The organism is Butyricimonas sp., assembly GCF_019423355.1.
In the GTDB taxonomy this organism is placed as follows: domain Bacteria; phylum Bacteroidota; class Bacteroidia; order Bacteroidales; family Marinifilaceae; genus Butyricimonas; species Butyricimonas faecihominis.
Map to the genome: position 1 here is coordinate 1 of NZ_JAHZBP010000006.1, position 25,939 is coordinate 25,939.

General features: G+C 44.9%; 20 protein-coding genes and 1 tRNA gene. 7 read left to right on the forward strand and 14 right to left on the reverse strand.

Features of this window, described 5'->3' with window-relative positions:
- Positions 1-224 precede the first annotated feature (224 nt).
- Positions 225-298: transfer RNA gene (locus QVC79_RS09415), tRNA-Asp, on the reverse strand.
- 440 nt (positions 299-738) lie between these two features.
- Between QVC79_RS09415 and QVC79_RS09420 the strand changes: the two genes are divergently transcribed.
- Entirely contained in the window at positions 739-2,250 is a 1,512-nt protein-coding gene (locus QVC79_RS09420; RefSeq protein WP_287642469.1) for a MutS-related protein, read from the forward strand.
- A 61-nt stretch (positions 2,251-2,311) separates the two neighbouring features.
- Positions 2,312-2,995 (forward strand): hypothetical protein, encoded by a 684-nt coding sequence (locus tag QVC79_RS09425; RefSeq protein WP_270593153.1) that lies wholly within the window; start codon positions 2,312-2,314, stop codon positions 2,993-2,995.
- 126 nt (positions 2,996-3,121) lie between these two features.
- Here QVC79_RS09425 and QVC79_RS09430 read toward each other — a convergent pair whose 3' ends face one another.
- Together QVC79_RS09430 and QVC79_RS09435 are read right to left on the reverse strand one after the other, a co-directional pair.
- Complete coding sequence (locus tag QVC79_RS09430) at positions 3,122-3,703, reverse strand: hypothetical protein (protein WP_270593152.1); 582 nt, start codon at positions 3,701-3,703, stop codon at positions 3,122-3,124.
- A gap of 399 nt (positions 3,704-4,102) precedes the next feature.
- On the reverse strand, positions 4,103-4,615 hold the full coding sequence (locus QVC79_RS09435; protein ID WP_270593124.1) for a TlpA family protein disulfide reductase: 513 nt from the start codon (positions 4,613-4,615) through the stop codon (positions 4,103-4,105).
- Between the two features lie 112 nt (positions 4,616-4,727).
- On the opposite strand from QVC79_RS09435, the gene QVC79_RS09440 reads away from it, so the two are divergent.
- The 5 genes from QVC79_RS09440 (at position 4,728) to QVC79_RS09460 (ending at position 11,462) form a co-directional block, all read left to right on the forward strand.
- Positions 4,728-6,560 carry a hypothetical protein gene (locus QVC79_RS09440; RefSeq protein ID WP_270593123.1) on the forward strand — a complete coding sequence of 611 codons (1,833 nt, stop codon included), beginning with the start codon at positions 4,728-4,730 and terminating at the stop codon, positions 6,558-6,560.
- Positions 6,561-6,644: 84 nt separating this feature from the next.
- The gene (gene tilS / locus QVC79_RS09445; protein ID WP_270593122.1) at positions 6,645-7,976 is read left to right on the forward strand and encodes a tRNA lysidine(34) synthetase TilS; all 1,332 of its coding nucleotides are present in this window, start codon (positions 6,645-6,647) and stop codon (positions 7,974-7,976) included.
- A gap of 290 nt (positions 7,977-8,266) precedes the next feature.
- Complete coding sequence (gap, locus tag QVC79_RS09450) at positions 8,267-9,271, forward strand: type I glyceraldehyde-3-phosphate dehydrogenase (RefSeq protein ID WP_118301982.1); 1,005 nt, start codon at positions 8,267-8,269, stop codon at positions 9,269-9,271.
- A 48-nt stretch (positions 9,272-9,319) separates the two neighbouring features.
- Complete coding sequence (locus QVC79_RS09455; protein WP_270593121.1) at positions 9,320-10,126, forward strand: patatin-like phospholipase family protein; 807 nt, start codon at positions 9,320-9,322, stop codon at positions 10,124-10,126.
- A gap of 34 nt (positions 10,127-10,160) precedes the next feature.
- Entirely contained in the window at positions 10,161-11,462 is a 1,302-nt protein-coding gene (locus QVC79_RS09460; RefSeq protein WP_270593120.1) for a DEAD/DEAH box helicase, read from the forward strand.
- 53 nt (positions 11,463-11,515) lie between these two features.
- On the opposite strand, the gene QVC79_RS09465 is transcribed toward QVC79_RS09460, so the two are convergent.
- From QVC79_RS09465 to dnaN, 11 genes are all read right to left on the reverse strand, one after another.
- Positions 11,516-12,289: an inositol monophosphatase family protein gene (locus QVC79_RS09465; RefSeq protein ID WP_270593119.1), complete on the reverse strand. Its 774-nt coding sequence runs from the start codon at positions 12,287-12,289 to the stop codon at positions 11,516-11,518.
- Positions 12,290-12,295: 6 nt separating this feature from the next.
- Positions 12,296-13,297, reverse strand: coding sequence for an FKBP-type peptidyl-prolyl cis-trans isomerase (locus tag QVC79_RS09470; RefSeq protein ID WP_270593118.1), 1,002 nt, complete (start codon positions 13,295-13,297; stop codon positions 12,296-12,298).
- A gap of 32 nt (positions 13,298-13,329) precedes the next feature.
- On the reverse strand, positions 13,330-14,376 hold the full coding sequence (locus tag QVC79_RS09475) for an FKBP-type peptidyl-prolyl cis-trans isomerase (RefSeq protein WP_270593117.1): 1,047 nt from the start codon (positions 14,374-14,376) through the stop codon (positions 13,330-13,332).
- A 4-nt stretch (positions 14,377-14,380) separates the two neighbouring features.
- The gene (locus tag QVC79_RS09480; RefSeq protein ID WP_270593116.1) at positions 14,381-15,226 is read right to left on the reverse strand and encodes a histidinol-phosphatase; all 846 of its coding nucleotides are present in this window, start codon (positions 15,224-15,226) and stop codon (positions 14,381-14,383) included.
- Positions 15,227-15,229: 3 nt separating this feature from the next.
- Positions 15,230-15,733: a flavin reductase family protein gene (locus QVC79_RS09485; RefSeq protein ID WP_124317105.1), complete on the reverse strand. Its 504-nt coding sequence runs from the start codon at positions 15,731-15,733 to the stop codon at positions 15,230-15,232.
- 62 nt (positions 15,734-15,795) lie between these two features.
- Positions 15,796-17,583 carry an arginine--tRNA ligase gene (gene argS / locus QVC79_RS09490; RefSeq protein WP_270593115.1) on the reverse strand — a complete coding sequence of 596 codons (1,788 nt, stop codon included), beginning with the start codon at positions 17,581-17,583 and terminating at the stop codon, positions 15,796-15,798.
- Between the two features lie 236 nt (positions 17,584-17,819).
- Positions 17,820-19,085, reverse strand: a complete 1,266-nt coding sequence (locus tag QVC79_RS09495) for a TolC family protein (protein WP_270593114.1) — start codon at positions 19,083-19,085, stop codon at positions 17,820-17,822.
- Positions 19,086-19,268: 183 nt separating this feature from the next.
- The gene (locus QVC79_RS09500) at positions 19,269-22,304 is read right to left on the reverse strand and encodes an efflux RND transporter permease subunit (RefSeq protein ID WP_270593394.1); all 3,036 of its coding nucleotides are present in this window, start codon (positions 22,302-22,304) and stop codon (positions 19,269-19,271) included.
- Between the two features lie 9 nt (positions 22,305-22,313).
- Complete coding sequence (locus QVC79_RS09505) at positions 22,314-23,363, reverse strand: efflux RND transporter periplasmic adaptor subunit (protein WP_270593113.1); 1,050 nt, start codon at positions 23,361-23,363, stop codon at positions 22,314-22,316.
- A gap of 474 nt (positions 23,364-23,837) precedes the next feature.
- Positions 23,838-24,614, reverse strand: coding sequence for a 3'-5' exonuclease (locus QVC79_RS09510; protein ID WP_027199774.1), 777 nt, complete (start codon positions 24,612-24,614; stop codon positions 23,838-23,840).
- A 198-nt stretch (positions 24,615-24,812) separates the two neighbouring features.
- A complete protein-coding gene (dnaN, locus tag QVC79_RS09515; protein ID WP_270593112.1) occupies positions 24,813-25,937 on the reverse strand; it encodes a DNA polymerase III subunit beta in 1,125 nt (374 codons plus the stop codon).
- Positions 25,938-25,939 lie beyond the last annotated feature (2 nt).

Consider the following 25,939-nt stretch of genomic DNA (forward strand, 5'->3'; position numbering starts at 1 on the left):
TAGAATACATGCCTGTCACGCATGGGGTCGCGGGTTCGAGTCCCGTCCAGACCGCCAAGAAAAAGAGTTTCGAGTAAATATTCGGAACTCTTTTTTATTTCCATCCTTTTTAAAGCACATATCGGGCAGATACACTATCCACAATCAACCCAATGAGTATATTGAAGAGACAACACAATAAAAAGAGAGATGCCTGTTAATCGATCGACTAACAGGCATCTCTGCGGTTCGGACGGGACTCGAACCCGCGACCCCATGCGTGACAGGCATGTATTCTAACCAGCTGAACTACCGAACCAGATTTAAAAACAACCACTGTTGTTTCTGATTGCGGGTGCAAATATAGCCTTTGTTTTTAATTCTACAATGATTTTTATACAAAAAATTCACGATAAACCATTTTTCTCCCGTCACTTTAATATATCAAGGTTAAAAACTATATTTGCAATAAATAACATTCATACTATGCAGCAGCCAAAAGAATACTATCAAGCACAAATATCACGCCTTACGATCCTCTAAAAAAAACACAGACAACGGCGTAACGGTATCACCCTCACGAAAGTCTTCTTATTCCTGTTAGCCATATATTTCATATATACCTTCGCCAACACAGGATACACGCCTTATCTCATCGCTTTTATTGCTGCCATAGCACTATTCATTATCACGAATATATTCGAAACCAAATTATTAAAAGAGATACAATTCCTGCACAAACTTGAAGAATGTTCCCGTGTGGAACTGGAATATCTTGCCGGAAACTTTAAAAACCTCCCGACAGGCGAGGAGTACAAAGATCCATCTCACCCTTACGCTCACGATCTCGACATATTCGGGGAAGATTCCCTTTTCCAATCCGTCAACCGTACGGTCACGCCCCACGGAAGAGAGAAGCTACGGGAATGGTTGCTCCACCCGTTAAAATCCGGGCAACCCATCATCGAGCGCCAACAAGCCATCGAAGAATTTGCCCGCGAGCCGGAATGGTGTCACGTTTTCCGAGCCAAAGGCAACAGCCAACGCATTACCCACATGGCCATGCAACAAATCGAACAATGGCAGCGAGAACAAGTCGGATTACCTCGCTGGACACGCCCTTTCCTGTATATTCTTCCGGTACTGACGGTCTCCGCATGGATATTGTATATTGCCTCCATACTCACGTTAAATATTCCATTACTCCTTTCCTGCGTATCCCTTTTTTGTAGTTATTTACCGGCTCAAAAAACATTGCGAACTCACATGCGTCTGGATGAATTCACCCGTTCATTCAGTAACCTTCACGAACTGATCGGACATTTTTCTACATTTACCTGTTCTTCCACCAAATTAAAAACATTGCGTCAACAACTATTCAACGAAACATACAACGCGGACGAGGCTCTACGTTCCCTGCATAAAATACAGGAAAGTTTCGACCAGCGCTCCAATGCAGTGGTTGCCATGTTCATGAACGGGCTTTTCATGCGGGAATTGCACCTTATCCAGCGCCTTGTTGCTTGGAAACGCCGCTATGCCGCGGCCATCCCGACTTGGGTGGAAATCACGGGAGAACTTGACGTTCTGGTCAGTCTGGCCAACTACAAGTATAACCATCCCGATTTTATCCATCCTACTCCCGGAGACAATCAACTTTTACGAGGTACAGCCATTGGTCATCCCCTCCTACCCGCCGTTGAATGCGTCACCAATGATTTCGAAGTCACCCGATTACATGAATTCTATATTATCACGGGAGCGAACATGGCCGGGAAATCCACTTTCTTACGTGCGATAGGGGTGAATCTTGTACTTGCTTGTTGCGGAGCTGTCGTTCGGGCTGAAAGTTTTGAATTCCAACCTATGGCGCTCTTTACCAGTATGCGTACCGTTGATAACCTTGCGAAAGGAACCTCTTATTTCCATGCCGAATTACTCCGTTTACAACAACTTGTCAATATGGCACAACACGAAGAACGTTTGTTTATCATTTTGGATGAAATCTTAAAAGGGACTAACTCCCGGGACAAGTTGAACGGCTCCCGTCGTTTCCTTCAAAAATTACTCACGTTACCTGTTGCCGGACTTGTTGCCACGCATGACCTCGAACTCGGAGAACTTGCCAACACGATACCGGACAATTTCTTTAACCGGTGTTTTGAAATCACGCACACGGATGATGACATTGCCTATGATTATAAACTGAAACCCGGTATCAGTCAAAACATGAATGCATCCATCCTACTCGAAAAAATGAAACTCGTGTAAAAATCATCCTATCCGAACATTCCTCTGTCGTTTCCGTTTAACACGGTAAAAACAGGAGAATATGAAAACAATGATTTTGATCACGCTACTTTTACCCATGGTACTTCTCAATGGATGTAAGGACAAAACTCAAGGTAAAGCCTCCAACATACCGGACAGCACGTTTGCCGCAACACCTGCCATTACTAATAATTATTACTTCGCTGGAGAATACCAGTATCAAACAGATAAAGCAACCTTAAAAGATCAAGCCACAGGTTCCACGTTCACCATCAATAACGGGGAAATAACGACCCAATTGGCAGAACAATATTTAGCGCTAAAGCTACCTACCGGGAAGGACGTCAGCGTTCAATTACTCGGACATCTCTCCCCGGCGAACGATGTTGAACACACTTCCATGAGCGGCCTTACCGTTACTCAAATCATCAGCTTACACCCCGGAACAAATCCACGTGGCACACACCTCACGGGAGACTACATAACCTATGTACCCAACAATATCAAGCCAACAGAACGGTTCACGTTCTCACTACATCCCGACTACACCTACACGTTCTGTATTTATAATCTAAGTACAAACTCCTCCCGTGATGCTACCGGAAAGTGGTTTCTTTTAAACAAGAACGAAATTCAATTCACCAATAATCCCCTCACGAGTTTCACGAACGAGGCCTTCATCAATGATGATGGGAAGCAATTAACCTTCAAACTCAGTAAAAGGGTTTATTATAAACAAGAATAAAAAATTTCCCTGTAACATATTGCTTGTGCATCACCATGACTCACGCCATAACAATATAATAAGCAATACCTTACCGGGAAATCATCAAAATACAACCAGAAACTCGAATTCTACCGGACAAATAGTCTACAGTTTCACAACAGGTGATACTTCCACCGAGGCTAAAGGTAACGTGACAACATTATTCTCCGACAAAACAGATGAATTCTCGTGATCACGAACTTTAGTCTTTTTAGGATCTTGAACCTCGGATAAAGCAACATTCTTTCCTTGCTTTTCTCCTACTTTTACCAGTAAACGCACGGTCACGACCTCACGTGTATTTTCCAACAACGTGGAGTGGGTATGCACCACAAAGCAACGATCTGTTAACCTTCTACGCCAAGCAATAGCTTTTTTCACTTCGTTAGCACGAAGTAACGCTAAATTCAGATTTTCCTCATCAGTTGAAAGAGATGTACTATAACTATCCAACTGCAACATAATACGCCCTGCCTCAATATCTTCCTGATAGCGTTTTGCCATAGAAAGAATACTATCCAATTCTACATTATTAGATCCAAAATGCACGTAAAACGTTGCTCTACAAGGAACAAAACGAAATACACGTACACTATCCGATACTTCTTCGACGGGAACATATCTCGTCGCTCCTTCTCCCGGGATAGACAGGAGAGAAAAGAACAATAAAAATACCTTTACACTCATTTAATTCCTAGTTATACACGTTCGTTCCTTTTATCCCCCTCATCCTCTTTAGGAATAGCAAAGAACGATCGTTTATTGCATTTATTATTTACAAGGATGGATTTTGATGTATGAGTTTGATTTATATCTAGTTGTGCTTTGAGAGATATGAATAAAAATGTTAAAATAGCACTATCTAGAGAGGCGCAATAAACGATCCTTTATTTATATTCAAAGACAAAGATATTACATTTAACGAATAATATGCCACTTCCTCTCAAAAGAATTCCAATCTTTCCTTAAAGCATTTTAATCAAGCCACACCCACTTACACTTCCACGTAACAAGAAAAACTCTCGTACTAACAAATTATTATTATAAGTCAGTACGAGAGCCATTAAAAATCATCAATCAAAATTCCTACTTTAGCAATCTCTCCAATTTCTCAATCATCTTCGCAAAAGCCTCCTTCGTATAACCGACCTCAATCTCCACGATCTTTCCCTTCTTATCAATGATAAAATTTCGAGGAATGGTTGCCGTGGCAAACTTCGAATAAATCTTACGTTCCGGATCAAGTCCCATAGGGAACGTGTATCCATTTCTTTCTCGAAACTTCTTCACCTGCTCCTTACTCTCCTCGCGAGAAATAGCCAAGAACACGAAATCTTTCCCTTTAAAGCGATCAATAATCTCCTTCTGCACCCGTTTCAACTCCTCTTGACAAGGAGGACACCACGTAGCCCAGAAATTAATTAATACTATCTTCCCCTTTAAATCCTTAATATTGATCTTTTGTCCATCAAACATCTCCACGACAAATTCGGGAACATCATCCCCGACTTTTACCAGCGTCTCCTTTTCCTGAGCGTTAACTCTTGCTAAAGTTCCCAGTACCAACAAGGAAACCGTAAAAATAAATACCCTTTTCATGACCTTTTCTTTATTTGGTTCTTTACAAAGATAAATAATATTTTCAATAATCATTCTTGAATAAATTAAATACATTTGCATTATAATATTAACCAGCAAACAAAAACAGACCGTGCGCCTTATTTTTTACCTGCTCTTAGTAATATTCCTATATTCCTGCCGGGAAGCAACCTCCCGGCTCGAACAAACCCTGCAACTTGCCGGAGACAACAAGCTGGAACTCCAAAAAGTACTGGACCACTATGCCTGCGACAGCCTCAAACTAAAAGCGGCTATTTTCCTTATCGAGAACATGCTAGGTCACTATTCCCTCGACGGTCCCTACCTTCGGCAACTCCAACGCATCATCGACAGCACGGGGACCCCTTACTTGATGAAGAAAGTCATCCTCATGCAACCCCTCCGTTATCCCCATTCCCGCCAGCAACTCAGGGCGGAACCGGACCTCGAACAAGTGAAAGCCGACTACCTCATTCACCAAATTGACCAAGCCTTCCGGCTATGGACCAATAGTCCTTGGCTCGAAGACCTCACTCTTGAAAGTTTCCTTGAATATTTACTACCTTACCGGATTGGTAACGAACCCCTCGACTATTGGCGGGATTCCATAGATTCTCGGCTAAGGGAACGCCTGCAAGAGGCAGGACGCTACTTTGATAACCAAAAACACTCCCCCTATAACATGGCGCAGATCGTTTACGGTCACGCCCTAGGACTTGATTCCGGAAAGGACAACCTAGCAGGAATCCCCTTCTCTGCTAAAGAATGTGTCTTTTCTAGCCAACTACAACTACTGGCATATCGTATGGTAGGTATTCCCGCAGCCATAGACCACGTCCCCTATTGGGCCGACATGAACGGATTCCACGAATGGACGGTCGTCATGGATACCCAAAACAAGGACATACTCGCCGGACAGATAGAGATGAAAAACGCCCCGAAAGTATATCGCCGCACGTACTCGACCAACCCCATTCCCGTTCCCGAAAAGGACGAATACATTCCCCCGTTTTTCACCAACCCCTTCAACCGAGATGTCACCGACAAATACCTGCACACCTCGGATGTTACGGTTTCCGCAACTGTCCCCTTGCAGGCACGCCACGCCTATCTCGCCATATTCAACGGGCGGGAACTCCGGGTCGTCGACTGGAGCGACGTGCAACAAGACAAAGCCCGCTTTCACGCCATGGGTCCCAACATCGTGTATTTCCCCGTCTATTTCGAGAAGGAATACCAGCGAAACTTCGCCTATCCCTTCATCCTGCGGGCAAACGGGACAACCGTCACATTACGTCCCGACACGACACGACGACAGACTCTCACCCTCACCCGTAAATATCCTTTACATCACAACAAAGTGTACCACGGCAACGCCCTTGTTGGGGCAAGGTTTCAAGCATCGAACGATCCAACATTCCGAAACCCCGTAACCATCCACAGTGTCACCCACAACCCGAACATGCAACCCGAAATCGTTCCGGTTGACACCACGCAAAAATACCGTTACTGGCGATTTAACCATACCAAGATTGTGGAACTCGCCGAGTGGAGATTCAAGGACAAGCGGGGTCTAAACCTAACAGGAAAAAGCATTGACCCCGAAGGTAGAGGAGCCCGCCTCGCCAACATCTTCGACAACGACCCGCTTTCTCACGGGAGAATATCCCACCAGCTCGTCGTGGACTTCGACCACCCCGTCAGCGTGTCGGAAATCATCTACCTGCCCCGCAACGACGCAAACGGCGTGTACCCCGGAAACGAGTACGAGCTATTATACTTTGACCTCGGTGGTTGGCAATCTCTCGGTTGTAAAATCGCCACGGGCTATTCCGTTGAATTTGAAAACGTTCCATCGAATGCGGTTTACTGGCTGCGCAATCACACGGCTGGCAAGGAAGAGCGTGTATTCACGATACAAAACGGGGAACAACGTTTCTGGTAAAATAAAATCATCATTTTTATTCGTGTTTCCCTTCTTCTTTCAGGAAAAATCGCTAATTTAGGCTATTCATTAAAGAAAGAGGTTATGTTGGATACAATAAAACAGTTCCTCAAGGAACACGAGATTGACGAGAAAGCGGGATTTATCATTGCCGTTAGCGGGGGGGCCGATTCAATCACTTTACTCCACGCATTCAAGTACTTGAATCTACGCATACACGCCTTGCATTGCAACTTCAACCTGCGAGGCAAAGAGTCGAACATGGACGAACAATTCGTAAAACGGTTCTGTGAAACCTACGGTATCCCTATGAGCGTAAAACACTTTGACACCCAAGAATACGCCAAGAAAAAAAGTATCAGCATAGAGATGGCCGCACGGGAATTGCGCTACGACTGGTTCGAAGAAATGCGCCAAAAGAAAAAAATGGACTACATTGTCGTGGGACACCATGCCGACGATCTCGCCGAAACTCTCTTTATTAATATATGCCGCGGAACCGGCATCAAGGGTCTCACCGGTATCCGTCCTGTCAAAGAGCGTATTCTGCGTCCGCTCCTGTCCCGTTCCCGGGAAGAGATCCTTACTTACATCGAGCAAAACCAACTGGGGTATCGCACCGACTCCACCAACAACTCGCTCGACTACGTACGGAACAAAATTCGCCACATGATCATCCCCGTGTGCAAGGACATCAATCCCTCGTTCCTCAACACGGTCCGGGAGAACTGTAACACCCTCAAGGAAGTGGAGCAAATTTACCGCTACGGTATAGACCGCTTGAAAGAGGAAGTACTTAGTGAAGAAAACGGGGAAACCCTTATCGACATACAAAAAACACTGGCGGCCCCGGCCCCTTACACACTCCTATTCGAGATCCTACGGCCCTATGGTTTTAACGCCACGCAAATCGAGGATATTCTTGAAAGCAGCGACGCCATCCCCGGCAAACAATTCGAGGCAGAAGAATACTTACTTACGAAAGGTAGGATCTACTGGCGGCTGTTCAATATCTTAGAAAAAGAAGACAAACGCACTCTTTTGGCAGATAGTGGAGAATACCACGTCGATGATAGCATCTTCCGGCTCGAAGAACAAGACATCGATGACTCTTTTATCGTTCCCCGTGACCTTGACACAGGGTGTTTTGACCTCGATAAAATCACGTATCCTCTCGTATTACGCCACTGGTCCATGGGTGACTGGTTCTGTCCTCTCGGTATGAAACGTAGTAAAAAAAAATTGAGCGACTTTTTCACAGACTTGAAATTCAGCGCCAAGCAGAAAAAAGACTGCCTTCTCTTACAATCTGGCAAGGACATCATTTGGGTGGTCGGCCATCGCATAGACGATCGCTACAAAGTATCTCCTGCTACCAAAAGAGTTTTAATCATCAAACAAATAAAAGGAATTTAATACGCATTAAATGATCAATGCTCTAAATAGAAAAAGAGGCCCGTCGGCCTCTTTTTAACACACTAACAATAAATTTACTACACTTATAAAAGCAAAAAACATTTCCTTCAATTGCTGGGCAAAGATAAATATTTAAAACGTTTGCGCAAACTTTTTTAAGAAAAAAAACGTTCGCGTATAACTAATCTAAAAGTTCTTTGTTTTTCATTTTTTTATCCATACTTTTGTGTGAGTTTACGACATTAAACGAGAGAGTTAACATCATTATTAACCAAATAATAAAAAAACAAATGTCAAAGATTAAAGTTGGTATCAACGGATTCGGACGTATCGGCCGTCTGGTTTTTAGAGCTGCAATGACAAGAGACGATATTGAAATCGTTGGAATAAATGACCTTATCGATGTCGACTACATGGTTTACATGTTGAAATATGATACCATGCACGGTCGTTTCAACGGAACCGTTGAGGCTAAAGATGGAAAACTCGTTGTAAACGGACACGCTATCCGTGTTACAGCAGAGAGAAACCCGGAAGACTTGAAATGGAACGAGGTGGGTGCAGAATATGTAGTTGAATCAACCGGACTTTTCTTAACGAAAGAAAAAGCAGAAGCTCATTTGAAAGCCGGGGCAAAAAGAGTCGTGATGTCCGCCCCGTCAAAAGATGATACCCCGATGTTCGTGATGGGTGTAAACCACAAAACCTACGCCGGACAAACTATTGTTTCTAACGCATCATGTACCACAAACTGTTTGGCTCCGCTGGCGAAAGTAATGCATGATAAATTCGGTATTGTTGAAGGTTTGATGACCACCGTACACGCTACCACCGCTACCCAAAAAACTGTAGACGGTCCTTCTATGAAAGACTGGAGAGGTGGACGTGCCGCTGCCGGCAACATCATCCCGTCATCTACCGGAGCTGCTAAAGCTGTAGGTAAAGTAATCCCGGAACTAAACGGCAAATTAACCGGTATGTCATTCCGTGTTCCGACATTGGACGTATCTGTTGTTGACCTGACTTGCCGTCTGGAAAAAGCTGCAACTTACGAAGAGATTAAAGCTGCCATGAAAGAGGCTTCTGAAAACGAACTGAAAGGCATCCTCGGTTATACCGAAGAAGACGTTGTTTCTTCTGACTTCTTGGGTGATGCCCGCACTTCTATTTTCGATGCTAAAGCAGGTATTGCGTTAAACTCTAACTTCGTGAAACTCGTTTCTTGGTATGACAACGAGTGGGGATATTCCAACAAAGTTATCGAGTTAATCGCTCACATGGCTACAGTAAAATAAAAAAAGGGGCATAAGCCCCTTTTTTAGTCTATTACACACACTAACCACATGGAAAATAATCAACAAAAACGGCCATACAAGCTAGGTTTGGCATTAAGTGGAGGAGGAGCCAGAGGATTCGCCCATCTAGGCGTTTACAAGGCAATGCAGGAGCTGGGAATTAAACCGGATATCATTTCGGGAACCAGTGCGGGAGCGATAGCCGGGCTTATATTTGCATCCGGTCACTCGGCAGAGGACGGGCTTAAATTCTTTCAAGACAGAAAACTGCTCGACTTTGCACGACCTTTAGTCTCCAAAACCGGAATCATGACCATGACCGGAATGGAAAAAAGGTTATCCGAGTTTATTCATGTTGAAACTTTCGAGGAATTACAAATACCGTTGGTGGTCACCGCCACCAACATGAACTTGGGCATACCTACGCATTTCAGCACGGGCAAAGTAGTCCCCTGCGTGTTAGCATCCTGTTCCATACCGATCGTGTTCGTACCTGTCACGATCAATCACCACCAATACTCGGACGGTGGGGTATTCATGAACCTACCCGTGCGCCCGATCCGAGATCTGTGTGAAACAGTTATCGGCGTGCATATCGACCCGCTGGAGCCCTGTAACCACATCAAAAGCATGGTCCACCTTGCGGAACGTTCCTTCCACATGGGCATTCTGTCGAATATGAACATCGATACCCGCTTGTGTGACATCGTTATCGTGCCGAAACACATCAGCCGATACAGCATGTTCGACCTCAATAACATCGAAAAAATAGTGGACGAAGGTTACCGACAGGCTAAAATCGTATTCTCTCGCCCAAAAATCATGAAAAAACTGAATAGCCTAATAATTCAGTGATCCCATCGATGAAATCTAAAATCACTAAATTACCATGTTTTCTTCCCTTCAAGCCCTTGGAATATCTTCGTTGAACGAAATGCAAGAAGCCTCGCTGAAAGCTCATCGGGAAGCCGACCACATCATCCTGCTCTCTCCCACTGGATCAGGTAAAACCTTGGCCTTCCTGTTACCCTTGCTGGAAAACCTTGACCCGAATAACACGAAAGCACAGGCCATCATCCTAACTCCATCGAGAGAACTGGCTTTGCAGATAGAGCTAGTATTCCGTTCCCTGAAAAGCGGTTTCAAGGTAGTATGCTGTTACGGGGGACATGACATCAACATGGAAAGTCGCAGTTTGGCATACACGCCCACGCTGGTTATCGGGACACCGGGCCGCATACTCGACCACATCACCCGGGGGACAATTGACACGGGCTCGATCTCCACCATCATTCTCGATGAGTTTGATAAGGCTCTGGAATTCGGTTTTCAAGAAGATATGGAAACCATCTTCTCGCACTTGCCACACCTACAAAAACGTGTTTTAACCTCCGCAACATCGGCCATCGAGATACCGGAATTCACGGGCCTACGAAACCCTCTCGTGCTGGATTTTCTTGAAGGTGCCGCACCGATCAAGTTAACACTCAAAAGCGTGTACATCGAAAATAACAACAAACTCGACACGCTCTACAAGCTACTATGTGATTTAGAAGAAGGCCCTACCCTAATTTTCTGTAACTACCGGGAACGGGCGGAAGAAGTGAGCAATTACCTATGGGATAAAGGTGTCAATAACGAGTATTTCCACGGGGGAATGGAACAGGAAGAACGCGAACGAGTGCTGTGTAAATTCCGCAATGGAAGTACCTACATTTTCATCTCGACAGACCTCGCCTCCCGCGGTCTAGACATTCCGGAAATAAAATACATCATCCACTACCACCTCCCCCAAAAACCAGAATCCTTCACCCATCGTAACGGTCGAACCGCCCGGATGAATGCCTCCGGTACTGCTTTCCTCCTACTCAACAGGGATGAATCCCGCCCAGATTTCCTGACCGAAATCCCGGAAACCTACTACCCCGTCGGGAAATACCCCGCCCCGGCAGAACCATTCTGGTCCACCCTCTACATCGGCAAAGGGAAAAAAGACAAGGTCAACAAAATGGACATCGTCGGTTTCCTCTGCCAAAAAGGGAACTTAAAAAAAGAAGACATCGGTAAAATCGAAGTCAAAGACCATCACTCCTTTGTCGCCGTCAAGCGAGGCAATTTAAGGCATCTACTTTCCCTCATCCGAAGAGAGAAAATCAAAAATATGAGAGCCAAAATAGAACTTTCGAGGTAAAGTAATGTAGAATAAATTTTAAAGACTAAAATTAAAGGGACTTTCCAGCCCCTTTAACTTATATACTCTTTCATATTCTTCACGATCCCTGCATTTCCGGCTAGTATGGCGATACCCCGGTCTTCCCGGAAGGATTCAATATGACCACCCGCCTCCTGCACGATAAGTACTCCGGCACACACGTCCCAAAGTTTCAAACCCAGTTCCCAGTACCCGTCCAGAAACCCGGCCGCCACCCCGCAAAGATCGTAAGCGGCAGATCCCATACGCCGTATTCCCCGCAGATGTGGCAGAATACGACTTAGATTGTCGATATTATTCACAGGATGTATTCCCTTGTCGTAAGGGAAACCCGTAGCCAGCACGGAACGATCGAGTTCCGTCTTGTCGGAAACGTGGATCGAGGCATTGTTTAGAAAAGCCCCTTTGCCTCGGATTGCCGTGTACAGCTCGTTCAAGTACGGAGCGTACACAACTCCTAACAACGTCTCTCCCCGGTATTGAAGCCCGATAGACACGCAAAACACGGGTAATCCCTGGCTATAATTATTTGTCCCGTCCAAAGGGTCCACCACCCACAGATAGTCGCTATGAGCATCATGTTCCCCACTTTCTTCCCCCAACACACTATGACCGGGAAAACACTTGCCGATACGCTCGATCAGCATGGATTCACTTAGCTTATCCACCTTCGTCACGACATCATGTACCGTTGACTTCGTTTCAAGTTCCAAGTGTCCACTTCTGAAATAAGAGCATTGAATTTCCCCTACCTCTTTCGCCCATGCCACCGCAAGCGCCAGCGTGTTTTCCAAATCTATATTCATGATAATTTATTCCTTTTTAGGATTCTCCTTTGTATCAATAATCTTTACTTTAAACAATAAAGTAGAATAAGCCGGGATGACATAAGAACCATCATACTCTCGCAATCCGCTATAGCTATATCCCATACCAGATGAAAAAAGGATAATAGCCTCTTCCCCAACTCTAAGTTCGGGCAAAGTCAAAGAGATTCCCTTTATCATATTCGGTAAAAACCATTTCACCTCATCATCACTCTCCATTTTCATGAATTGTCGTAAAGGAGTATTATATTCATCTAAAATCTTTCCCTCCGCCCACACGGTAACACTATCCGTCGCTTGAATAGACTTTCCACTCAAATTCTTTTTTGTCTTGACAATTAAAGCAATCGTGTCGGTTGCCCCTTCATGTAAATAAACAGTTTCAGAAACTGTTAAATCGTTATCTTTGATATACTGCTTGATCATTTCGTTCTCAAAAGCAAGTAGATTATCCTCCTTCACGATACCCTCCACGGTATATTCCCGATAAACTAAAGCTGTTGAAAGGCTCATAATACTCGAAACGATTGAACTCCCCGTTGTTCCTTCCGGGATATTCATTAAAATATCTGATAACGGATCTGTATATTTATCCTTATCCGTATTCATTTGTACCAAAATCGGTCCACCTAAAGTATAATAGGGAGAAACTCCGGCACCAACGGCAACACTCGGGTCTGAAGAGTCGATAACATTTCCCGTTAGGCTCCTTTGCGTGTAGTTAATCCAAACGAAATCACCATATGTTGCTTTCTTTCCTTCTTTCTGGTAATTAAACAAATAAGCGTAATCCTCGATATTTTCTTTCAAGTAAGTATAATGATACGTGAAGATCTTCGGATCGGAATCCTTACTATACACGAAATCTTTAATCCTAGCCTGCTCATCCTCAAATGTTTTCTTCCAGTTATCGCCATCATCATCGGAACACCCGATGAATCCGCTTGCCAAAAGGCAAAACATCATAAATAAATAATTACTTTTCATTTTCCGTTTTTATTTAGCTGTTATTTTTCAAATTATTCTTCTTCCGTTTTAGGTGGAACCACTTTACGAATCCGTACCCAATACCATAACGTTGAGTATGGAGGAATTAAATATTGTTTAAGTTTAGTACGATCTCGGAAAGTTATTTCCCGGGTTGTACCTACCGCACCGTAAGCCATTCCATAAGGCACGATAATATGTGCAGAATCTCCAGCTTGTAAATGCTGTAATCCTTTCACCAACCCTGTCGGATAATTTTTCTGCCAAGTCTCATTAAACAAGAAATAAATAGAATCACGTCCCATACTTCTCAACACCCGATTTTGTAATCCCACGTCATCCAGCAAACCATAATCCATTTCCAACAAAACAGAATCCCCTACTTGAATATCTCGATCGCCAGTTCCTTTCTCCAAAATAGCCGTATAAGTAACTGTATCCCGCTCTCCAATAGAGGAAATTTCTCGCGTAGGAAAGTCAACAAAAGCATTCTCCACGCCTATAACGTCTACTAGATAACTTCGAATCAACTTATACTCATTCACTTTCACATCGTTAATGAGCTTATGTGCCTTTAACTTATAATGTAACGGTTTCCCGTAATTATTCTTATCTCCGGCTAAAATAGAGGGTACAATCATTTCTCCTCCCATACTTCCAACACTAATATGCCGAAACGCTTCCGCCACATAATCATATTTCTTGATCGTGTCATAACGATAAAGTACCGGTCCTCCAAAAGCATAAGTAAACGTGGAATCACCCTGTTCGGGAGATGTCGTATCCAATTTATCCCCATTTAGATAGAATTTCTCGTAATCCATCAACACCCATCCTGTATCTTTCGCAACCTCGCCACTATTATCGTAATTGAAAATAAAGACGGTATCGATCAGCATGCCTTTCACGCTATAATACTCAAGATAAAGAATCGGCGTAGTAATCTGACTCAAGTACTCGTGAATAGCGATCTTCTCATTTTCCAATGTATCAATCAAATCGAGTTCCTCTTCATCGTTATTACAACCGAAGAAAGTCAACGCAAACAAACTGCTTAATAGAATCAGAAATTTATTCATTACACTATTTATTATCTATTGGTACTTCTACCCACGCACCCTGATGCAAGCGCATCGTGCTTTTTATTCCGACTTCCCGCAACCACTCGAATGCCAACGCCCGGTTGTCATTTACCAGCTGGGGCAAATGGGCGTCAGAATTCACCATCACGGGAATATTCAACTCTTTCAACCACTTGAAATACTTCACATTGGGGAACATCATCCCCTTCTTCGTGTATGCTTTCGTGTTCACCTCCACCATGACGCCTTTCTTCGCTATCAAGGACATGTAATCCCACAACAACCGGTTATACCACTCCTGTTCCGTCAACGTGCTATCCATCAGTGAACCGTTCATGGATATTTTATCCAAATGCGCCACGAAATCAAAACCACCCAACTCCACCATCCGGGAAGACGCCTTGAAATAAGCCTCCACGAGATATCTCAGATCATCATGAAAGACCAAACGCAAGTTCTCCCTAAAATCCTCGAACTTCCCGTCCATATCCATGATCTCACCCGTCTGTTCCTCGGTCACGAGATGCACGGAACCAATGCGGTAATCCAGCGGCATACGCTGAAAATATTCTACTGCCGGTCCCCAATCATCATTCAGATAATCAATTTCCATCCCCACATAAAGCTCAATCTGCCCCGCGTATTTCTCCTGCAAACGCTTTATCTCCGTCAAGTAAACCTCCACGTTTCCTTTGCTTAAAGACCAACGGGTCTCGAAAGGAAGTGGTGAGTGTGAAGAGATCCCGTAACTATGGAATCCCGCCTCGATGGCAGCCTTCACGAAATCCTCCGCCGGGGCTTTCCCGTCACAAAAATTACAATGACTATGATACGTGCATAAATCCATCAGCTACTCCTTCACCCAAGCATGAACAATTTCGGCCACGTACACTTTGTGGAAATCCTTCTGGCCGTACTGGCTATCCACGATCTTCTTGTCCAGAAAAGCCTCTTCCTTCAAGAAGTCAGTATATAATTTCTTACACTCCAACACCAATGTTGCCTCCTCGAAAGCCGGGTTCCCGGCCTCCGTGAAATAGGGCGTCAACCCGCTTTCCTGCACCTTGTTCACGTTACGCCCGGAAACAGAACCACATACATTCAATGCATGACGGTACTTCTCGTCAAAAAACGACAAGGTAAACTCATCTTTTTTCTCCGTAAACTCGAACGTGTAACGTTGTGGTCGCACAAACACCATCACCACGGGTTTATTCCACAAATACCCCATCGATCCCCAACTAGCCGTCATCATGTTGAACTTCTCCTGATCCCCAGCCGTCACCAGCATCCAATCCTGACCGATCAACTTGATCACGTTCTTGTCTATATTCTTAGCTTCAATCTTTCTCATCTTTATTCAATTTAACACCAACTTGTAACCTGTAAACCTGCAACTCGCCGCAGGCGATCTTCTTACATTCTTTCCGGCATCTCTATTCCCAACATACCCATGGCATTCTCTATTGCCACGCTACATTGCTGTGCCAGTAGCAAACGTAAATTACGCACTTGCTCGTTTTCTTCCTTCAGTATAGAGTAATCATGATAGAACTGGTTAAATTCCTTCGCCAGCTCGTAAGCATAATTCCCGATCAACGCCGGACTATAATTATCCCCTGCCTCCTTCACGACCGCGGGCAATTTAGCAATCAGCTTAACCAAATTCTGTTCCTTCTCGGTTAATGCCGTGTGAATATCTCCCGGAACGATCTTTACCCCGGCCTCTTCCGCTTTACGCAAAACAGACTTAATACGCGTATAGGTGTACTGGATAAATGGACCCGTGTTCCCGTTAAAATCAATAGATTCCTTCGGGTTAAACATCATGGTCTTCTTCGGATCAACCTTCAAGATAAAATACTTCAGCGCCCCCAAAGCAACCTTACGATACACGTCCTCGGCCTCTTCCTTCGTGTAACCGTCCAGTTTCCCCAACTCCTCGGAAGTCGTACGAGCCGTGTGAATCATCTCGTCAATCAAATCATCGGCATCCACCACCGTCCCCTCACGGGATTTCATTTTCCCCTCCGGTAATTCAACCATACCGTAAGAAAGATGCTTGATCTTGTCGGCCCAATCGAATCCCAACTTCTTACAAACCAATGACAACACCTGAAAATGGTAATTCTGCTCGTTACCCACCACGTATATCTCCTGATCCATATTAAACTCGTTGAAACGATCGTATGCCGTACCAATGTCCTGCGTCATGTAAACAGAAGTCCCGTCATCCCGCAACAACAACTTGTGATCCAACCCATCACCGGTAAGATCGGCCCACACGCTTCCGGTATCTTTCCGGTAAAGTACGCCATCAGCCAAACCTTTCAACACGAGGTCACGCCCTTTCTTGTATGTCTGTGACTCGAAATATACTTTGTCAAACGAGATACCCATCATTTTATAGGTCTCGTCAAAACCTTTCAATACCCAATCGTTCATGGTCCGCCACAAGGAAACCACCTTCTCGTCCCCGGCTTCCCACTTACGTAACATCTCCTGAGCCTCCAACAATATCGGGGCCTCTTTCTTTGCCTCCTCTTCCGTCTTGCCCTGCTCCATCAACTCCTTGATCTGCGCCTTGTACTCCTTGTCAAAACGCACGTAATAATCTCCCACGAAGTGATCCCCCTTAGTTCCCGTACTCTCCGGAGTAGCACCGTTGGCAAACTTCTCCCACGCGATCATACTTTTACAGATATGGATCCCCCGGTCATTCACCAAGTTCACCATAATCACGTTATGCCCATTTGCCTTCTGAATCTCAGAAACCGACCATCCCAGAAAATTATTCCGGATATGTCCCAAATGCAAGGGTTTATTCGTGTTCGGTGAAGAGTACTCAATCATATAGGTCTTCCCGCTAGGCTCCTTCGCATAACCGTACTTCTCCTCTTTTGCCACGTCATTCAACACCTCGATCCAGTAAGCAGAAGAAATCACCACGTTCAAAAATCCCTTGATCACGTTGTAGGTTTCCACCTCTTCAATATTTTGTTTCAAATACTCTCCCAGCTCTTTAGCCGTTTCCTCGGGCGATTTTCTGGAATATCGGGTAAACGGGAAAACGACCACCGTCAAATCACCGGCAAATTCTTTCCGGGTTTCCTGCAACTGTACGTCTTTCTCGGTTAATTCAACCCCATAACAAGCCTTTACGGCCTCCAGCACCTGCTGAGTAAGCATTTTTTCTATCGTCATATCTCTCAAACTTTTAATACCGTATTATCCATTGATTTGCAAAAATACAATTTCTTGCTATAAATCCCCCCTAAACCCGAAAAAAAACAACATAATTTTTCCCCTGTTCTCATGATCTCCAAAAAATCACAAAAACAAGGGAAAGACCCTTAATTTACAACTGAATTAATTTATGATTTATGAATTACGATTTACAATTAAAAAGTACCAACCATTCGAGACCGAAATCATAAATCCTACCGTCCTCCCAAAATTCTCACATACTCCGCGTACGCCACCTTATACTGGTAATTCGCCGAAACCACGTTCGTGTAGGCTTGTAACCAAGTCGCCTGCGAAGACAATACATCCAGAATCGGTAACTTCCCTTCGTTATAGCTAAAGGTATTCAATTTCAAATTCTCCCGGGCAATTTCTAGCGTAGAATTAGCAATCTCCACCTGTTTCCAGTTCTCGTTCAACTTCACCCAAGCATTTGCCAGTTCCTCTTTCACTTGATCCTCGACTTTACTCATGGCTAACTCCTTACTTGTCTCCATCGCCCGATTCTGTTTCACGTACTGGCGTTTCTCTCCCCAGTTGAAAATAGGCATACTCAACTTCGCAAAAGCCACCGTCGCAAACTTCTCGTCACCGGAAACATTAATCAATGGCGTACCCCACGTCTCCTTCACCCCCACGGCCAGCTGCGGCAGATACTTGGAACGTATAATCTTGGTCTGTTGCTTGGTCAAATTAAAATCCTGCACGGCAATCTGGTAATCGGCTCTCCGTTTCAAAGCCACTTCCAACGATTGTAAACCCGGAACGATCACCGGCTTCTGGATCGAGTCAATAATAACCCACTTTTCCTCTAAAGGAACCCCCATCATGATTTTAAACGACTGCATCGCTGTCTGGTAATTCATATTCCGGGTAGACTCTTGCAACTCCGCCTCCTTCAAGCGGGTCTTCACCATCAGCAAGTCGGTCTTGCTAATCGCCCCCTCGTCAAAACGTTTTTGTACAATCCCGTCCAATTCCTTCACGATCAACACGAACTCTTGGGATATATAAAACAGACTCTCGTTAGCCGCCAACGTCCAATAACTCACGTCTGCCGCGTAAACAATATTATCCGTCGTCAACTCTTCCCCCAAACGGGCAATCGCTTTCTGTAACTTCGCCGCCTCTTGCTGCTTGCGTACCATACTCCCCGCGTACACGTTCTGCGACAATGCCGCCTCCGCCGAATAATTATTGTGTTTCAAATCAACCCCCTGCATAAATTCCACGTCTTCTATCTGATACGAATAATTCCCGCTTAATTGCAATTTCGGAAAGAATCCCGTTTTTACCCCTTTCAACGCATATATCGCCGCCTTAACAGCCTCTCGCGATTGCTTGATGTCCTGATTATACTCCAGCACCTTCGCCCGGTACTCCTCGACCGTCAAAGTCTGCGCTATTCCGCTCCCCAACGTCATCCATAAAATTCCTATTGTAATAACAAAAACCTTCATACACTTAAAATTCAACTTTTAGTTTTTAACTTTTACCTTTTAGCTTTCTCTGGCAGAGGGAGAGCTGAGTTACTTCCTTGTTTGTGAAAGGAGTACCAGCTCCTCCTCTGTTTATAGAGGAGGTGGCCGAAGGCCGGAGGAGTTCAATCTAAAATCTAAAATCATTAAATCTAAAATTTAAAATCACTCCGCTTTTATTCTGAATATCAAACAATACGTCACGGGCAACACCACGATAGTCAACAAACTGGCTACCAGCAAGCCACCCATGATGCAAGCTGCCATCCCGCCAAACATAGCGTCAAATAACAAGGGCAGCATACCCAATATCGTCGTACCCGAAGCCATTGCCACCGGAACGATTCTTGACTTCGTGGCCTGCAACACAGCATCCAGCGGGGCCAACCCGTTCTCCTGTTCGATACCGATTTGGTCCACCAGCACGATTGCGTTCTTGATATTCATCCCCACCAATCCCAACACACCTAATAAAGCGAAAAAATCGAACATTTTCCCCATCACCAGCAAGCCGAAGACCACCCCGATAAAAATCAACGGCACCATCAGCAATATAATGGTCGGTTTCCGGTAGGTTCTAAAAAGCAATAGCAACACGATAAACATCAAAATAAACGTCAACGGCATATTGGCAGCCAAAGCCTCGTTGGACTCCACCTGACTCTCATCCTCCCCGAATATTTTCATCCGGTAACCTTCCGGCATATCCATACTTTTCACCTTGTTCCACACTTCCGAGAAAGCCGCTTTCGTATTCGCACCCCGCTTGGGATCACATTGCGCCATCATCACCCGGTCCCGGTTATACCGTTTGATCACGTTATAATGATAATCGTAGGCAAAACTATCCACCACTTGTGCCAAAGGCACCGTGAACCCCGACGTGGCAAACACGGGCAGCGTCTTCATGTTATCCAAATTCTTACTATCAAACCCGTCCTCCTTCAGCAATATCGGCATAAACAAATCCTTCTCTCGGAAATCCCCGATAGCCAACCCGTTCGTGGCAATTTTTAAGGCGTAAGCTACCGACTGGCGGGTAATCCCTAGGCGTTGTCCTCGTTCCTGCGAGTAGGCCGGTTCCCAAACGGGAACTTTATTTCCCCAACTACTTCTAATATCCGTCACCATATCACATTCTCGCATGATATTCATCGCCCGTTCCGTCAAGGCGGCAAGCGTGTCGATATTCTCCCCGATAAAACCGATCTCGATGGCGGCCTCCACCGCCGGGGACAACTTGAACAAAGAGGAACGAATCAACATATCCGGGTAATTCTCCCGCACGTAAGTATTCAAACGCTCCTCCACGATCGGAGACTGTTCCTTTTTCTCCACCTCGATCAACAGATTCCCGAAATTCGCTTTCGGCCCGAAAGATGTACTTGCCAGATAATATCGTAATGGTGATCCCCCGATTGTTACCGACACGTTCACCACCTCATCCTGATCCAGCAAATAAGCCTCAATATCCGACATCATATCCTCCGATTCCCGAATACTGAACCCTTCCGGCAGGAAACAATCTGCCCGGAAATAAGGTTTATCCATACTCGGGAAGAAATTCTGCGGCATAATCCCCATGATATACATGGACACCAAGAACAAACAGACCACCGAAACAATCGTGATCACCTTATACTTGATCAATCCCCGTAACACGGAAACAAACCTGTTGTAGAACTTCGTATCGTAAGGATCTTTACTAGAATCTCCGGAATTCTCCTTCAGTATAAAATTACCGAACACGGTCGTCTGCGTCAACGCCAGAATCCAACTCAATCCCAGCGAAACTGCCAGCACGATAAACAAAGGTTTCACCATTTCTGCCACCGAAGAAGGCGCCAAGTACAAGGGTAAAAAAGAAAATATAGCAATCAGCGTGGCCCCCAGCAATCCCCATTGCGGAACCGTAGCCCCCTTGATCAAAGCATCTCGCCGACGCATACCCTTCTTAATCAATATCTGGGCATTATCCGTCACCACGATGGCATTATCCACCAGCATACCCATTGCTATAATAAAAGCTGCCAGCGACGTCCGGTTCAACCCGACTCCCATAAACTGCATGATCAGCATCGTTCCACCGATCGAGAAAATCAACGAGGAACCGATCAGTAACCCGGCACGGGTCCCCATCACCAGCAAAATGATAAAGATCACAATCACCACGGACTCCACCAAGTTCAACAAGAAGCCGTTATTTGCCTCCCGTGCAATCTCGTTCTCCGGGTAAAGGGTCACGAGTTCGATTCCCACGGGCATCAACTCCTCCAACTGGCTCAATCGCTCCTTCACCTTATCCCCCGTCTTCACCACGTCACGCTCCGGATCGGTCGAGATACCGATGCCGATAGCCCGTTTACCATTCACCCGCATCAAACTGTTTGGCGGGTCCATGTACCCCTTTTCTATCGTGGTAATATCCCCCAGCCGAACCTGTTGTCCCGTCTGGGTCACGATCAATTGATTACGAATATCATCTAGCGTTTTGTACGTCCCGTCGGCCAATATCTTCAATTCCAAATTTCCTGCCCGTTTCTCTCCCGTGTTAATCAGAGAATTTTGCGACTTGATCGTCTGTATCAAAGAGTTCAGATCAATCCCCGAATTCGCCAACTTCGACATGGAGATAAACACGTTCACCACCTCCGTCTGTTCACCGTACAAGGCCACCTTCTGCACCCCGTCCACGGAAACAAGCTGAGTCTTCAATTTTTGTCCCCACTCCCGCAAATCGTGATAAGAAAAACCCTCTCCGGCCGTCAGCCCGTAGTATATCCCGAACACGTCACCGAAATCATCCGACACGCTAATCGTCGAAGCTCCCTGTGGCAGTGACGGTTGAATGTTCAGCACCTTACGCCGTAACTCGTCCCACATTTGGGGCATCTCCTCCGGCGGGGTTGCCGGGCTCAACTCGATTTGTATTTTAGACATCCCGTAATAGGAATCCGATTTAATCTTGTGTACCCGGCGCATGGATTGAATTTCTCGCTCGATCGGCTCCGTGATTAACTGCTCAACCTCGCTCGGGGTTGCCCCCGGGTATCTCGTTATAATGACCGCTGTCTTGATCACAAAAGGCGAATCCTCCTTTTTCCCCAGTAGATCGAAAGATAAAACTCCCCCGACTAACAATATGGCCAAAAAGAAATAAACGACCTTCGTGTTTTCCAGCGAATATTTAGCTATATTCATCATATCAAACTATTTAAGCGACTTCACCTTTTGACCTTCCGTTATGTAATTCGCCCCTGCCACGACAATCGTGTCCTCATTCGTGAGTCCCTTCTGCACCATGATCTTATCATTCCCGAACAATTGCCCGATCTCCACGGTCCGGCTAGTCACCGTCTCCGTCTTCGGGTCATACACCCAAACACACGTCTCGTTCGTGGTCGAATTCTTGAACAACGCGCTCATCGGCACGATATAACTATCCTCCACCGGAGTTTCTATCTTCAAATTTACTTTACAGGAAAAACCGGGATATATATTATGCTTATCCCTCGAAAACCGGGAATCATCAATTACCAATTTCACCGGAATACCCGTTCCATCGGGCGAGGCATCAATAAATTCTTTCACTTTCGCCTTGAACCAAATCCCCTTGTAGGTATCAAACTCCACGGTCACCGTCATGGGCGTGCGAGTTAAGTCAACACTCGTCTCCGGCAACGTAAAACCAACCGCCAACTTGTTCGGGTTAACCAACTTGATAATCGACTCGCCCGGGTTCACCTTCTGGTAATTCTCCACAAACTTCTTCTCCACAAAACCGTCAAACGGGGCCCGCAGTTTCGTGTCTTCCAGCGTGTTCGCTGACGTCTCGTAAGCCGATTTACCTTTTATATAATTAGCCTCCGCAATTTCGTACTCTTGTTGCGAGATCGCCTGCATGGAAAGCAACCTTTTGTTCCGTTCCAACTGGGATTTAGCCGTTAAATAAGCCGCCTTGTTCGCCTCGAACTGCAAACGATAATCCAGCGGGTCAACCGCCGCGATCACCTGTCCCTTTTTCACCTTCTGCCCCTCGTCCACGTTCATAGCAATCAACGGTCCGGACAATTTAAACGCCAGATTACTATACTCCTCAGCCTCCACGACACCGGTGTACAACTTGTTAATAGCACCTAATGATTCCACATTTACCACTCTCACAGGACGTACAATATCCTGATACGTGTTATCCTTTTTCCCTTTGCAGCCACTCCACAAAAGAGCCACCGCAATATAAATCATCCATTTAAATCCCATAAAACAAACCTTCTTATTTATTACAAATTATTATCATTCCATCGCTCGGTTAAATAGCAATGAATATGCCATATTTACATTTCAAACAAATAACTTTATAATTAGAGTTCTTCCCCCTCGACCTGATACGCTCCCTAACCATCTATTGATCACTTAATCTGACTCGTATACGGGAATAAAATGATAAAGTTTTCCTCGACGGTTCATGTCGAGGAAAACTTTATCATTTAGAATATATTTTTTCTCTATTTTTCTACTTCCGTCACTGTAACACCTTGTAACGTCGCCACAAGTAAAAGCATAACCATATTGAAACAAGTGTTTCCTTAGCGCAACATACAACGAAGACCGAACCGGAGTGGGAGGAGAAATAGGAGAATACAAATTCCTATTTCCCAAAGACCGGGCAATGCACGAATCTCGTCTTTGAGAAACAGGAATATAATTAATTATCCGGAAATACTCTTTCCCGGGTCACTTCACTAACCCTGCCGTCCGCAAACGGATCTCGGTCAAGATCTTTTTCGTATATAACGGGAACTCCCCGTTCAACATCCACGCGAAATAACCGGGTTGCTCTTTCAGTACTTTCACCACGGGAACCCCTTTGTTCTTCCCGAAATTAAATACCTCTACCCCTTCTTCATTGTAAATGATAAATCCGGCAAAATCCGCCGTGTTATTCTGCGTTGAGAACTTGCTTAGGAAAGCGATGTCGTTCTCCAACGTGTCATTATAACGATCCAACTGAGCTTTCAGCACCTCGTAAGTGGCCGTCGTATCGGCAGCCGCCGTGTGGGCATCTTCCAAATTCTTGTTACAATAAAAACGATACGCCGCACTTAACGTACGTTGCTCCATCTTGTGGAAAATTGTCTGCACGTCCACGAACTTCCGTTTCCGCATATCGAAATCCACGTCCACACGCAAAAATTCCTCCGCCAGCAATGGAATATCAAAACGATTCGAATTATATCCCCCCAAATCACACCCCTCGATATAACGTGCCAAATCCTTGGCAATCTCCTTAAACGTCGGACAATCTTTCACGTCATCATCATAAATTCCGTGAATCGCAGACGCCTGTTCTGGTATATGCATTTCCGGATTCACCCGGATCGTTTTTTGTTCCTCTTTCCCGTTCGGCATCACTTTCAAAACAGAAATCTCCACGATCTTGTCCTTCGCGATATTAATACCCGTTGTCTCCAAATCAAAGAACACAATCGGGTTGGTTAATTTTAATTCCAAAACTTACTAATTTTAGATTTAATGATTTTAGATTTTAGATTTAATGATTTTAGATCCTATAGATTAAGTGATTTAATGATTTTAGATGAAGTGATTTTAATCACCCAATCATCGAATCGGCAATCACGGAATCTTTTTCATTCTAAACTCTAAATTTTAAATTCGGTTTAATCAGTAAGGCGAATTTCGCCTTACTGATTAAACCATCATCGGCATCAATAACATCAACAAATCCTCGTTCTCATTATCGCTCTCGAAAGGCAAGAACAATCCCGGACGACTCGGATCGGACAACTCCAATACCAGAGACTCCGTGTTAAGGTTGGATAATATCTCTTGCACGAAAGGAGACTTGAACCCGATGGCCATCTCTTCTCCCTCGTATTGGCAAGTAATCGTTTCGTGTCCTGACATGGCATAATCCACGTCTTGAGCAGAAATCACGATCGTTCCGTTACTCAAATCAAACTTCACCAAGTTACTAGCTTGGTTTGCCATCACGGAAACCCGTCTTAATGAATTATACAACTCCTTTTTCTCGATAATGATCTTTTTCGGATTATTCTGCGGGATCACGGAATTGTAGTTCGGGAAACGTCCTTCCACCAGCGTACAAACCATCTTGTAATTTCCGAAAGTGAAACAAGCCATTTTCTCGTTGAATTGCAAACGCAACTCGCTATCATCCTTCGGTAATATATTCTTCAACAACAAAGACGGTTTCTTCGGCAGGATCAACGCGAACTGATCCCCGTCCGTCTTGGCGTCAAAACGTTTGTAACGTACCAGCTTGTGAGCATCCGAAGCCACGAACGTGAAATTCTCCGGTCCCATCTCCATCAAGATACAGTTCATCACCGGACGCAAATCATCATTTGCAGTGGCGAAAACCGTACGGGTGATCCCCTCCAACAACATACCGCAATTCGTTGCAATCGTGTTCACACTCTCGTCCATTCCGGATTGTACCGGGTAATCCTCGGCACTCTCTCCCGGCACGGAAAACTCTCCCTTATCCGAGATAATCTTCACCTCGTTCGTCCCCGTGTTAATATCAAACGTCAAGGGTTGTTCCGGGAACTCTTTCAGAATATCCAGCAACAACTTCGCCGGGATCGTGATACTTCCCGGAGTATCCAAGTTATCCAACTCGATCTTGGCCTCCATGGTCGTTTCCTTGTCAGATGCCGTGGCGTACAACGTATCATCCTTGGCTACCAACAAAATATTATCCAGAATCGGTTGTGCGGGTTTTCCACTAATCACCTTACTCACGGCCTGCAACCGCATCAAAAAACTACTACTTGATACAACGAATTTCATAT